This is a genomic window from uncultured Pseudomonas sp. (assembly GCF_913774235.1).
Taxonomy (GTDB): Bacteria; Pseudomonadota; Gammaproteobacteria; order Pseudomonadales; family Pseudomonadaceae; genus Chryseomonas.
Genome location: NZ_CAJYDW010000003.1, coordinates 95,677 through 107,488, shown reverse-complemented (window position 1 = coordinate 107,488; position 11,812 = coordinate 95,677). Strand labels below are relative to the sequence as shown.

Genomic DNA, 11,812 nt, shown 5'->3' with positions numbered 1-11,812 from the left:
CCTAGCGAGGTGGCCGTAGCTGCAATCGCCCTTTTGGTACTGAGCGACGATCTTCAATTTGAACGCTAGAGAGTACTTGGGCATGGTACGCCTTCAAGGCAGCGTCCAACTTTCGGGGGTCATTTCATCGCTTCGGGATGACACGCCACGAAAGGGAGGCACGCGAAGGTAGCCCATCACAGTGCTACCTCTTGGAGCGCTCCTCCGCGGCTCTTTTGTTCACCAAATCGTCGGTGAGGCGAAGCACCGCATCTTGTAGGTAATCGGGCAATTGCCGGAAGCCCTCCAGGATCCCGTTCTCCAGCTCGATATCAGCGGGATCAACGGGGCGAGGAAGATCAAGGTAGACAACCTTCGAGTTAGACATGCCGCTTTTCCTTGTGTTGATCAGTTGGGACTTTCTGACAGGAGATTCTCACCTACTTGGCTGGTGCCCAATGCGAAACCACATTTGCACCACAAACGGTTAGATAAGCCATGATGAGGTAGGTTAGTAGTAGCCAACCGCCACCCTAACCTCCAGCCGCGAGAGTGCGGTTTCGCATTGTTCGCAGCCCCTGACTGACCGAAAAGGCAGGCCCAACCATTCATCAAGGGCCCGCCATGCTGCGCAAACTGTTCCGCTCGAAAACCTCCACCCCCACATTAGGGCCTCCCGCCCGCCAGGGCTTCACCCACCCCTCCCCTGGCACAGCCCTCCTGGCCACCCCCCGACGACAAAAGCTGCTAGAGAACATCTGGCAGCGCACCTCGCTATCCCGCGAGCAATTCGCCTCGCTCTACCGGGATCCCCTCACCCACTACGCCACGCTGGTGCAGTTGCTCCCCGCGTCGGAGAACCACCACCACGCCTATCCTGGTGGCCTGCTGGACCATGGCTTGGAGATCGTCGCCTATGCGCTCAAGATCCGGCAGAACTACCTCCTGCCTATCGGCGCCCCTCCCGAGTCCCAGGCCGCCCAGGCCGAGCCCTGGTCAGCGGCTGTGGCCTACGGCGCTCTGCTACACGACCTGGGCAAGATCGCGGTGGACATTGAGGTCGTGCGCGAGGACGGCACGGCCTGGCATCCCTGGCATGGGCCACTGGACCAGCCCTACCGTTTCCGCTACGTCAAAGGCCGCGACTACAAGCTGCATGGCGCCGCCTCAGCCCTGGTGTACACCCAGGTACTGCCTCCCCAGGTACTGGACTGGCTCAGCGCTTTCAATGAGCTATGGGCTTCCCTGATCTACGTCCTGGCCGGTCAGTACGAGCATGCCGGAGTGCTCGGCGAGATCATCGTCCAGGCGGACCAGGCCAGCGTCGCCCAGGAGCTGGGCGCTAATCCCCAGCGGGCCATGGAAGCGCCGCGCAATACCATCCAGCGACAGTTGGCGGACGGCCTACGCCTGCTGGTCACCGAACGTTGCAAGCTGAACCAGCCCGACGGCCCCTCGGATGGCTGGCTGACCCAGGATGCCTTGTGGTTGGTAAGCAAGCCGGCATCCGATGCCTGGCGGGCCTTGATGCTCACCCAGGGCACCGAAGGCGTTCCGACCTCCAACGCGCCGTTCTTCAACCTGATCCAGGACCAGGCGCTGATCCAGGTGAATGCCCAGGGAAAGGCCATCTGGAAAGCGACCGTCGACAACGGTAAGGGCTGGAGTCAGGCCTTCACCTTGCTGAAGATTGCTCCAAGCCTGATTTGGCCAGACCCTGGTGACCGTCCGCCTCCCTTTCTCGGCACCGTGACCGTTGAGCCCTCCGACGAACGGGAAGATCCCAGTACGAGCACCAGCTCAACGCCGGTACTTGATGCCAAAATGATGGCGCCAATATCACAAAACGAGACACACGTCACATCTTCACAACAGACGATAAATCTAGAAAAACTATCGCAACCTGCATTACAGAGCGGTTTCGATGCCATGGATGACTCTCTAGCTCTTGCCGAGGATCTATTCGGCAGCCTTTCCAAAATGGACTCCCCACCTATTCCTCCATTAGTGACCTCTGGTCCAGACGAGCCTCAGTCACAGCATTTGGACTCGCTGCCGCAACCCACCGAACTACCAGCCGCTGCACTCGCGGAGGCCGCATCAGCGGCCAACGGCGAACTGGGCCTGTCCTTCATGAACTGGGTGCGCCATGGAGTTCTGAGCCATAAGCTGGTGATCAACGACGCCAAGGCTCTGATCCATACCGTCGACGGCACCGCTTTCGTAGTCAGCCCAGGACTGTTCAAGCGCTATGCCCAAGAGCATCCCCACCTGCAGGCTGAAGCCAAGGCACGGAAACCGGAGCCCTGGCAGCTGGTGCAGCGCGCCTTCGAGAAACTCAAGCAACACCGCAAGACCACGGACAGCCTCAACATCTGGACCTGCGAGGTAGTGGGCCCACGCAAGACGAAGAATCTGAAAGGCTATCTGCTCCAGGACCCAATGTCGGTCTTCAACCAAGTGCCATTTGATAACGCCAGCCTTAAACTACTTGCAGAGAAGTTGCAGTAATGACTTCCGTCATAGATATCGCCAGCGACTACATTCTTACACACGATTTACGCCCTGCCACACAGACAACTTATTACTCAGCAGCCAGGGCATTCCAGCGTCAATACGGCAACGACTATCCATTGGATCGTCTTCACAACCGAGACGTACTGATTTGGCGTACAGAATTCCTAGCTTCAGGTCGTCAAAAGCGTTCTTGGAACACCTATGCCAGTCATCTGAGAACCCTATTTCAGCACGCAATCAAGACTGAACTGATTAGCACAAGACAAAATCCCTTTACCAAGACATCAGTCGTCCCCCCAAAGAAGCGGAAGAAGACCGTACCACACGAAGCCATAGCCCAAGGGCGCCACAAGCTGCTCGAGCTTGTAGAAGTGGAGCGGGTTACAGGCAAGAGAGCCGCGATCACGCCTGCATGGTTCTGGCTTGCGGTTTACGAAACCTTTCATCATACCGGAGTCAGATTAAATTCTCTGTTGAGAATAAAACTGAACGACATCGACTTAAAAAATCAAGCCATCAGAGTTCCAAGCGAAAGTGACAAGACACACAGGGAATTCGTAATTCCAATACCTGGCCCTTTAGTTGACCACATCAGAAGAATCACGTTATGGGCACAATCTTTAAGCTTTAAAGGTGACGATCAGCTCTTTAATGTCAACCGGTTCTCTGAATATTATCGACGAGAAACAATGGACATCAACCAAATCGAGAGCATGTATAAAAAGCTAACTCGCCTCGTGGGCACCCGAATGACACCCCACCGATTTCGTCATACCCTCGCAACTGATCTAATGCGCGAGTCGGACCGCAATATCCATATTACGAAAGCACTACTCAATCACTCGAACATTGCAACTACAATGGAGTACATAGAGCCAGACCCGCTGCTAATTCGCCAGGTGATGGAGGATCGGGTCGGTACCTATCGAAAGGGGCCGATAGGTCGGATAGACCCAACGCCCAGCCACTCCGCGCACTCATGCGCAAGCCGAAAATCTCTGGCTTCACCGACCGGGATAAAGGACGAGCAGCGCCTGTCAGTCCTAAATCCGCCGTGCACATTCGAGCAGCTTGCCGCTTGGATAGGCAAACGCGAGCACGCTTGAATCGGCGAGCTCCCCTGCAGGTTGGCCACGACCCAAGATTGCTCAAACAGATGCAGTTTGACATCAGCCAGCCGCAGGGCTATTTTTCGCGACAGACGGCTGCTAGCCTGAGCTGCAGGTAACGCAAAAACCCTCCTTGCGGAGGGTTTCTGGTGAAGATGGTGGGTCGTGTGGGATTCGAACCTACGACCAATTGGTTAAAAGCCAACTGCTCTACCGACTGAGCTAACGACCCGTTAGTGGGCGCCATTCTAGCGATTTTCTCAGGAGAATCAACACCCTAGATTAACTTTTTTACTGATAGCGCGTCGGGTCGGCGATTCCGGCGGTCTTGAAGCCGTCGGCGCGCAGGCGGCAGCTGTCACAACGGCCGCAGGCCTGGCCTTCGTCGTCGGCCTGATAGCAGGACACCGTCAGGCCATAGTCGACGCCCAGTTGCGTACCGGTCTCGACGATCTGGGCCTTGGACAGGAACTGCAGGGGCGCCTCGATCTTGAAGCTATCCCCTTCCACTCCAGCCTTGGTGGCGAGATTGGCCAGCCGCTCGAAGGCTTCGACGAACTCCGGCCGACAATCCGGATAGCCGGAGTAGTCCACCGCATTCACGCCGATGAACAGATGCCTTGCGCCGAGCACCTCGGCCCAACCCAGGGCGAGGGAGAGGAACACCGTATTGCGCGCGGGCACATAGGTGACCGGGATGCCCTCCCCCGGCGTTTCCGGCACGGCGATGTTTGGATCGGTGAGCGCCGAGCCCCCGATGCCGTCGAGATTCAGGCCGATCACCTTGTGCTCGACGACGCCCAACTGGCGCGCTACCCGTTCGGCAGCGTGCAATTCAGCCCTATGGCGTTGGCCGTAGTCGAAACTCATGGTGTAGCAGGCGAAGCCCTGGGCCTTGGCCATGGCGACCACTGTGGCGGAATCGAGCCCGCCGGAAAGAAGGATGACGGCTTTTGGCTGGTTCATGCTCAGTGTCCCGGTTCGTCGTTCCAGAGAAGCTTGTGCAACTGCAGCTGGAAGCGCACCGGCAGGTTGTCGGCTACTATCCACTCCGCCAGCTCCCGCGGTACGACCTGGCCATGGCTGGGCGAGAACAGCACCTCACCCGCCCGCTGCTCCAGGCGATACTCGATCAGCTTGGAAACCGCCCAGTCGTAGTCCTCACGGGAGCAGATGACGAATTTCACCTGATCGTTCGGCGTGAGATGGGCGATGTTGCCGTAGAGGTTGCGCCCCATTTCGCCCGATCCCGGCGTCTTGAGATCGACGACCTTGCTGACGCGTACATCGACGCCGCTGACGTCCAGCGCGCCGCTGGTTTCCAGGGACACCTGGTAACCGGCGTCGCACAGCCGCGCGAGCAGCGCGAGGCAGTTGGGTTGTGCCAGGGGTTCGCCGCCCGTCACGCAGACGTGCCGCGGACGATAACTCGCGACCTGCTCCAGGATGGCGTCAAGGTGATGGATCTCGCCGCCGGTGAAGGCATAGGCCGTGTCGCAGTACTGGCAGCGCAGCGGGCAACCGGTGAGACGAATGAAGACGGTAGCCAGGCCGGCGGTGCGTGCCTCGCCCTGCAGCGAATAGAAGATTTCGGTAAGACGTAGGGTATCTTTTTGCATGGAAGCCACGGGCGTGACGGCTAAACAGGCCATCCGCCTCCGTTGCGGTAGATGAAAGAAAAAAGCCTGCGCTAGGGCAGGCTTTTCAGATCCCGCTGCGCCAGCTGCGCAGCGGATGTTCCGGGATACTGGCTGATGACCTGCTGGTACATGCCCTTGGCCCGATCGGTACGGCCGAGCTTTTGCTCGACTCCACCTAATTTGTACAGCGAATCCGGCACCTTGTTGCTGGTGGGATAGGCCTGACTGACCCTGGCGAACGCCTGGCCCGCGGCCTGCAGATCACCCTTGGCCAGGTTCACCTCGCCCAGCCAGTACTGGGCATTGCCGGCGTACTGACTGTTCGGATACTTGCGCAGAAAAGCATTGAAGGCCTGACTGGCCTTATCGAAATCCTTGGCCTTGATCAGGTCGAAGGCAGCGTCGTAATACAGCTTTTCCTTCGCCGGATCGCCCGGCTCGCTGCTGGCAGCCGGAGCACCAGCCGAAGCCGGCGGCGTTGGCGTGGTATTGGCAGCGATGGCGCCATTCTGCGTAGCCCCCGCAGCGGCCCCTGCCCCTGCGCCTGCAGCAGGCGCGGAAGAAAGCTGGGAAATGCGGCCATCCAGATCCTGGTAACGATCCAATCCTTCCTGCTTGAGCTGGCGGATTTCGTTTTCCTGGACCTCGACCTGGCCACGCAGGCGCGCGATGTCGTCCTGCATCTGTTGCAACTGGGTGAACAGTTGACCCATGCCGGAAACGGGAGCCCCGTTCCCGGCACTGGCCGCGCCTGCGTTGCCATACCCCTGCCCAGCGGACTGGGCGGGGGCATAGCTACCATCCTGTACGGGAACCTGAGCCCCGGCGACAACCGGTACACCGAGGGTCAGGGCGATCAAGAACTGCAGGCGCTTGGACATCGTTTATTACTTCTTCAGCTCGACGCGACGGTTCTGAGCCCAGCAGGATTCGTCATGGCCCATGCAGACCGGGTTGGTCTTGCCATAGGAAACGACTTCCAGTTGAGCCGGGGACACGCCCTGCAGAACCAGGTAACGCTGAACGGCCTGAGCACGACGCTCACCCAGCGCCATGTTGTATTCGGCAGTACCACGCTCGTCGGTGTAACCGTTCAGGACGACACGCTGGCCGCTGGCCTTCAGGTCCTTGGCATGAACGTCCAGAGCGCGCATGGCCTCGGGCTTCAGGTCGGAGCTGTCGTAGTTGAAGTAGAAGGTGGTGATGGCGCGCAGAGCGGCTTCGTCACCCATGCTACCGTCAACGGCACCGGCGTTGGCGCCGTAGCCAGCGTTCGGGTCAACCGCACCAGCGCCAGCGCCAGCACCTTCGCCAGAGGCGTCGCCGCCCTTGGAGGAACAACCTACGGCCACGGCCATGGCCAGAGCCAGCGCAGCGAACTTGCCGAATTTCAGCATTTCCATCATGTAACTCCTAAAAGAACCGCAATATGGTGTTTCTGAGGACTTTTCTAATTAGCCGTCAGTTCAGGTAAGGAGACCAAGAAGGCTCGCTTACATCACCTTTGGCGGTGGGGATGGTGATCCGAACGCGACCATTGATGGAGACAAGCATCAGTACGCCTTGGTCCTGCTGGCGGGTGGCGTAGATTAGCATGGTGCCATTGGGCGCAACAGTGGGCGAATCGTTGAGACTGCCATTGGAAAGCACCCGCACGGAGCCGCGCTGTAGGTCCTGAGCACCGATCTGGAAGTTGGTGAAACCTTCCTGGCGATGGACCATGACCAGGGTCTTTTCGTCAGCCGACAACTTCGGGTTGGCATTGTAGTTGCCGACGAAGGTCACGCGCTCGGCCCCCCCACCGTTGATGTTCATCTTGTAGATCTGCGGTTTGCCAGAGCGATCGGACGTGAAATAGATGGTCTGGCCATCCTTGCCCCAGAACGGCTCGGTGTCGATGGCGGAATCGTTGGTGACTCGACGCAAGGCCCGGCTGTTCAGGTCCATGACGTAGATTTCCGGGTTTCCATCCTTGGACAGCACCAGGGCAAGACGATTGCCGTCCGGCGAGAAAGCCGGCGCGCCATTGAGACCTTCGAAGTTGGTCAACTGCTCGCGACGACCGGTGTCGATGTACTGCAGGAAGATTCGCGGGCGCTTCTGCTCGAAAGATACGTAGGCAATGCGCTTGCCGTCCGGGGCGAAGCGCGGCGACAGAATCGGCTCACGGGACTGGAGCAGGGTCACGGCACGGGCACCGTCGTAGTCAGCACGCTGCAGGGTGTAACGGGTATTGTTAGGACCGAAGCGCTCGGCGGTCACGTAGAGGATGCGGGTAGAAAAGGCCCCCTTGACACCCGTCAGCTTCTCGTAGGCCTGATCGGAAATGAAGTGGGCCATGTCGCGCAGTTGATCGCTGCTACCGCCAACATTGCCCGTCATGACCTGTTGCTCGGTGGCCACGTTGAACACGGCGTACTGGATCTGCAACTTGCCGCCGTTGGGGACGATGTTACCGACCAGCACATAGCTCGCCCCCAGGGCCTTCCAGTCACGGAAGATCACTTCGCTGGCCTGGGTCGGCTGGCTGAGCATGTTCTGCCGCGGAATCGGCGAGAACACCCCGGAGTTGCGCATGTCGTCGCTGACGATGCTGGCGATGTCCTCCGGCAGCGGCTGACCACCCTGCCAACCGAAGGGCACGACGGCGATCGGGATGGCGCGATCACTACCGCTGGAGATCACCAGCGGATCGGCCGCCTGGGCGGAGCCCACCACCAGGACCAGGCCCAGCAGGATGTAACGGATCAGGGTGTTCACAGACTCAGGTCCTCCGGTTTGAAGATCATGCGGCGCTGACGGTACAGCTGATCGAAGGTCTTGCGATCCAGCTGCTGCAGCTCACGGATACGACCGACGTTACGCACGGCCGATACCGCTGAATTATCGAATTCCTTGTTGCCACTGGAGCGTGTCACCGTAGCGCTGGTGATGGTGCCGTCCGGCAGCATGTTGATCTGCACCTCGACGCTCATACCGTTGCGCGCCGATTGCGGACGGGTCCACTGCTCGCTGACCAGACGCACGATCAGGTCATCGAAGCTGGATGCCACTTCATCGCCCTGCTCGTCGGCCAGTGCCTGCTGCCGCTGGGTGTCTTCCGACAACAGCTCGGCCAGGGCCTGGGCCTTCTTGTCTTCCGCCGCCTTGCGCGCAGCCGCCTGAGCGGCCTTCTTCTTGGCGTCGTCAGCCGCTTTCTTCTTCGCCGCTTCCGCAGCGGCTTCCTTCTTGGCCGCCTCGGCAGCCGCTTTCTGCTTGGCTTCTTCCGCAGCCTTCTGCTTGGCCGCTTCGGCAGCCTTCGCCTTGGCCGCTTCGTCGGCGGCCTTTTGCTTGGCGGCCTCGTCGGCTTTCTTCTTGGCGATGTCCGCCTGCTTCTTCTGCTCGGCGGCCTGTTTGGCTTCCGCGGCCGCCTTGGCGGCATCCGCCTGTTTCTCGGCCTCAGCCTTGGCTTCGGCGGCCTTGGCCGCCGCTTCCGCTTGCTGCGCCTTTCGAGCGTCGTCGGCTTTCTTTTGTTCCGCGGCCTGCTGCTGGGCTTCCTTCTGCTCGGCCGCCTTGGCGGCCGCTGCTTCACGCTGGGCTTCCTGTTGCTGGCGACGCTGCTCCAGCTGCTCCTGCTCGTACTGCTTGGCGGCGGTCTTCTTCGCCTCGCCCGCCAGTTTCTGCTCCGTCTGGACCTGGGCCGAGCTCTTGGATTTGAGCTGGACCAAGGTCGCCTGGACGACCGGGCGTGACTGGGGCAATTCAGGCGTGAAGGCGAAGCTGACAAACAGCAGGCCGAAGATCAGCACATGCAGGGCGACTGCCCAGATGACCGGCCAGAAATAACTTTCGGACGACGAAGGCTCGCGGTGTCGCATCAAGGCGCCTCGGTAATCAACCCGACGTTGGGTACGCCGGCCTGTTGCAAGGCCCCCATGGCGCCGGCGACGACTCCATAGTTGGCGGCCTTGTCACCGCGGATGAACACCTGGGTGTCCGCACGTTGACGCATGATGGCACCGACCTGCTGACTCAGTTGTGACAGGGAAACCGCAGTCTCGGACTTGGCTTTCTGATCGGTATCCACCTCGGAACCGACGTTCCAGTAGTAGGTGCCGTCGGCCTTCACCGACACGGTGAGGATCTGCTTGTCGTTGTCCTGCGGCAGGGCTTGGCTGTCGACCTTGGGCAGGTCGACCTTCACGCCCTGGTTGAGCATGGGCGCCGTTACCATGAAGATGACCAGCAGTACCAACATCACATCGATGTAGGGCACCACGTTCATCTCGGCGACGGGCTTGCGTTTCTGGCGGCGACGGACCATGGGATACCTCTTTATTCGTCGCTGGCGTGGACTTTGCGGTGCAGGATGGCCTGGAATTCGTCCGCAAAGGTGTAGTAGCGGTTGATCAGCATTTCCGAGCGGGCGGCGAAGCGGTTGTAGGCCACGACGGCGGGAATGGCAGCGAACAGACCGATGGCGGTGGCGATCAGGGCCTCGGCGATACCGGGGGCCACGGTGGCCAGGGTCGCCTGCTGGGCGGTGGACAGGCCACGGAAGGAGTTCATGATGCCCCAGACGGTACCGAACAGACCCACGTAGGGGCTGGTGGAACCGACGGTGGCCAGGAACGGCAGGGCCTGCTCGAGCTTTTCTTCCTCACGGGAGATGGCGACGCGCATGGCCCGGGCGACACCTTCCATCACGGCATCGGGATCGACGCCGGGCTGCTGGCGCAGGCGGGAGAATTCCTTGAAGCCGGCCCGGAAGATCTGCTCGACGCCGGAATCCGGATCGGGGTTGCTGCCGGCCTGGCGATAGAGCTTGGACAGGTCGATGCCCGACCAGAACTTCTCTTCGAAGGCGTCCAGCGAACGCTTGGCGGCGCGCATGGCGTTGCCGCGCTGGATGATCATGATCCAGGACGTGACGGAGGCTGCGACCAAGATGAGCATCACCAGCTGTACCACCAGACTGGCGTTGGCGATGAGGCTCCACATGGACGTATGGTCGACGTTGGGTTGCACGCTTAATCTCCTGATTGAATTGACGCCGGACTTCCGGCAAGAACCGTTCGCATGGCTTCGGGCATGGCCCTGGGCCTGAAGCTGTCGGCACGCACGCAGGCGACCGTCACCCACCCTTCGCAGAGCAGGACATCATCCTTCGCACGCCTAACCTCCTGGTGAAACCTGAGGCTGGCACGCTTCGCTTCGACCACCTCGGCGCCGATCAGCAGTTCGTCATCCAGGCGCGCGGGCGCATGGTAGCGCGCTTCGCTGCTGTGGACGACGAAGAGCAGACCGTCCCGGGCGAGTTCGGACTGGGCATAGCCCAGCGCGCGCAGTCGCTCGGTGCGGGCGCGTTCCATGAATTTGAGGTAGTTGACGTAGTAGACGATGCCGCCGGCATCGGTATCTTCGTAATAGACACGACACCTGAGGACGGGCGACGACGGGCTCCGCGGTTGCGCGTGCATACTCTAGAACCTAGCCTCGCCGTTGCCAATCAGAAATGTTCGCAACTGCATTTAGTTACCATTGACCTCAAACAGATCGGGCGTACCGCCCTGGGCCAGGCGCGATGGCAGGTTGAGCCCGAAATGCAGATAGGCATGCCGGGTCACCACCCGCCCGCGCGGCGTGCGCATGATATAGCCTTGCTGGATCAAATAGGGTTCCAGCACGTCTTCGATGGTGTGACGCTCTTCGCTGATGGCCGCAGCGAGACTGTCCACCCCAACCGGTCCGCCGTCGAACTTGTCGATCATGGTCAGTAGCAGGCGACGATCCTGGTGATCGAAACCCTGGGCGTCGACGTCCAGCAGGTCCAGGGCACGACCGGCGATGTCGTGGCTGATATGTCCCTGCCCGCGCACCTCGGCGAAATCCCGCACCCGGCGCAGCAGCCGGTTGGCGATCCGCGGCGTACCGCGCGCGCGACGGGCGATTTCCAGGGCGCCTTCGGCTTCGATGGCCAGGCCCAGGATCCCGGCGGAGCGGGTGACGATGGTAGCCAGGTCCGCGGTGCCATAGAACTCCAGGCGCTGGACGATCCCGAAGCGGTCACGCAGCGGATTGGTCAGCATGCCGGCCCGGGTGGTGGCGCCCACCAGGGTGAAGGGCGGCAGGTCCAGCTTGATGGAGCGGGCCGCCGGGCCTTCGCCGATCATGATGTCGAGCTGGTAGTCCTCCATCGCCGGATAGAGCACCTCCTCGACGATGGGCGAGAGTCGATGGATCTCGTCGATGAAGAGCACATCGCCCGCTTCCAGGTTGGTCAGCAGCGCGGCAAGGTCACCCGGACGCTCCAGTACCGGACCGGAGGTGCTCTTCAGGGAAACCTGCATTTCCTGGGCGATGATGTTGGCCAGGGTGGTCTTGCCCAGTCCTGGGGGACCGAAGATCAGGGTATGGTCGAGCGCCTCGCCCCTACCCTTCGCCGCCTGGATGAACAGCCCCATCTGGTCGCGTACCACCGGCTGGCCGATGTAGTCCGCCAAGCGCACCGGACGGATGGCGCGATCCTGGAAATCTTCCCGGTCGCGGCCACTGCCCGAAATGAGACGATCGGTTTCTATCATGGGA

General features: G+C 60.6%; 13 protein-coding genes and 1 tRNA gene. 2 read left to right on the top strand and 12 right to left on the bottom strand.

Annotated features, from left to right (window positions below; genetic code table 11):
* Positions 1-184: 184 nt before the first annotated feature.
* Complete coding sequence (locus QZ471_RS02165) at positions 185-367, bottom strand: hypothetical protein (protein ID WP_295460676.1); 183 nt, start codon at positions 365-367, stop codon at positions 185-187.
* Between the two features lie 236 nt (positions 368-603).
* On the opposite strand from QZ471_RS02165, the gene mobH reads away from it, so the two are divergent.
* Together mobH and QZ471_RS02155 are read left to right on the top strand one after the other, a co-directional pair.
* A complete protein-coding gene (gene mobH / locus QZ471_RS02160) occupies positions 604-2,490 on the top strand; it encodes a MobH family relaxase (protein ID WP_295460675.1) in 1,887 nt (628 codons plus the stop codon).
* Positions 2,490-3,602, top strand: a complete 1,113-nt coding sequence (locus QZ471_RS02155; RefSeq protein WP_295460674.1) for a site-specific integrase — start codon at positions 2,490-2,492, stop codon at positions 3,600-3,602. Before mobH ends, QZ471_RS02155 begins: the two co-directional genes overlap by 1 nt.
* Positions 3,603-3,761: 159 nt before the next feature.
* Here the strand turns inward: QZ471_RS02155 and QZ471_RS02150 are convergent.
* The 11 genes from QZ471_RS02150 to ruvB all read right to left on the bottom strand — a co-directional run bounded on the left by QZ471_RS02150 (position 3,762) and on the right by ruvB (position 11,808).
* Positions 3,762-3,837 (bottom strand) — tRNA-Lys (locus tag QZ471_RS02150).
* Positions 3,838-3,896: 59 nt separating this feature from the next.
* Entirely contained in the window at positions 3,897-4,571 is a 675-nt protein-coding gene (gene queC / locus QZ471_RS02145; RefSeq protein WP_295460673.1) for a 7-cyano-7-deazaguanine synthase QueC, read from the bottom strand.
* A gap of 2 nt (positions 4,572-4,573) precedes the next feature.
* Positions 4,574-5,224, bottom strand: a complete 651-nt coding sequence (queE, locus tag QZ471_RS02140) for a 7-carboxy-7-deazaguanine synthase QueE (RefSeq protein ID WP_295460672.1) — start codon at positions 5,222-5,224, stop codon at positions 4,574-4,576.
* A gap of 71 nt (positions 5,225-5,295) precedes the next feature.
* Positions 5,296-6,126: a tol-pal system protein YbgF gene (ybgF, locus tag QZ471_RS02135; RefSeq protein ID WP_295460671.1), complete on the bottom strand. Its 831-nt coding sequence runs from the start codon at positions 6,124-6,126 to the stop codon at positions 5,296-5,298.
* 6 nt (positions 6,127-6,132) lie between these two features.
* Positions 6,133-6,648 (bottom strand): peptidoglycan-associated lipoprotein Pal, encoded by a 516-nt coding sequence (gene pal / locus QZ471_RS02130; RefSeq protein ID WP_295460670.1) that lies wholly within the window; start codon positions 6,646-6,648, stop codon positions 6,133-6,135.
* A 58-nt stretch (positions 6,649-6,706) separates the two neighbouring features.
* Entirely contained in the window at positions 6,707-8,005 is a 1,299-nt protein-coding gene (gene tolB, locus QZ471_RS02125) for a Tol-Pal system beta propeller repeat protein TolB (protein ID WP_295460669.1), read from the bottom strand.
* Positions 8,002-9,105 (bottom strand): cell envelope integrity protein TolA, encoded by a 1,104-nt coding sequence (gene tolA, locus QZ471_RS02120; protein WP_295460668.1) that lies wholly within the window; start codon positions 9,103-9,105, stop codon positions 8,002-8,004. Before tolA ends, tolB begins: the two co-directional genes overlap by 4 nt.
* Positions 9,102-9,548, bottom strand: a complete 447-nt coding sequence (tolR, locus tag QZ471_RS02115; RefSeq protein WP_295460667.1) for a protein TolR — start codon at positions 9,546-9,548, stop codon at positions 9,102-9,104. The genes tolA and tolR overlap by 4 nt, the downstream gene beginning before the upstream one ends.
* An 11-nt stretch (positions 9,549-9,559) precedes the next feature.
* Positions 9,560-10,252 (bottom strand): protein TolQ, encoded by a 693-nt coding sequence (tolQ, locus tag QZ471_RS02110; RefSeq protein ID WP_295460666.1) that lies wholly within the window; start codon positions 10,250-10,252, stop codon positions 9,560-9,562.
* Positions 10,253-10,254: 2 nt separating this feature from the next.
* Positions 10,255-10,704, bottom strand: coding sequence for a tol-pal system-associated acyl-CoA thioesterase (gene ybgC / locus QZ471_RS02105; protein WP_295460665.1), 450 nt, complete (start codon positions 10,702-10,704; stop codon positions 10,255-10,257).
* Between the two features lie 51 nt (positions 10,705-10,755).
* Positions 10,756-11,808, bottom strand: a complete 1,053-nt coding sequence (gene ruvB, locus QZ471_RS02100; protein ID WP_059226928.1) for a Holliday junction branch migration DNA helicase RuvB — start codon at positions 11,806-11,808, stop codon at positions 10,756-10,758.
* Positions 11,809-11,812: the final 4 nt, after the last annotated feature.

Bases quoted from the DNA above. Each gene is read 5' to 3' on its own strand.
- QZ471_RS02165 (WP_295460676.1), bottom strand. From the start codon at position 367: ATGTCTAACTCGAAGGTTGTCTACCTTGATCTTCCTCGCCCCGTTGAT.
- mobH (WP_295460675.1), top strand. From the start codon at position 604: ATGCTGCGCAAACTGTTCCGCTCGAAAACCTCCACCCCCACATTAGGG.
- QZ471_RS02155 (WP_295460674.1), top strand. From the start codon at position 2,490: ATGACTTCCGTCATAGATATCGCCAGCGACTACATTCTTACACACGAT.
- queC (WP_295460673.1), bottom strand. From the start codon at position 4,571: ATGAACCAGCCAAAAGCCGTCATCCTTCTTTCCGGCGGGCTCGATTCC.
- queE (WP_295460672.1), bottom strand. From the start codon at position 5,224: ATGCAAAAAGATACCCTACGTCTTACCGAAATCTTCTATTCGCTGCAG.
- ybgF (WP_295460671.1), bottom strand. From the start codon at position 6,126: ATGTCCAAGCGCCTGCAGTTCTTGATCGCCCTGACCCTCGGTGTACCG.
- pal (WP_295460670.1), bottom strand. From the start codon at position 6,648: ATGGAAATGCTGAAATTCGGCAAGTTCGCTGCGCTGGCTCTGGCCATG.
- tolR (WP_295460667.1), bottom strand. From the start codon at position 9,548: ATGGTCCGTCGCCGCCAGAAACGCAAGCCCGTCGCCGAGATGAACGTG.
- ybgC (WP_295460665.1), bottom strand. From the start codon at position 10,704: ATGCACGCGCAACCGCGGAGCCCGTCGTCGCCCGTCCTCAGGTGTCGT.
- ruvB (WP_059226928.1), bottom strand. From the start codon at position 11,808: ATGATAGAAACCGATCGTCTCATTTCGGGCAGTGGCCGCGACCGGGAA.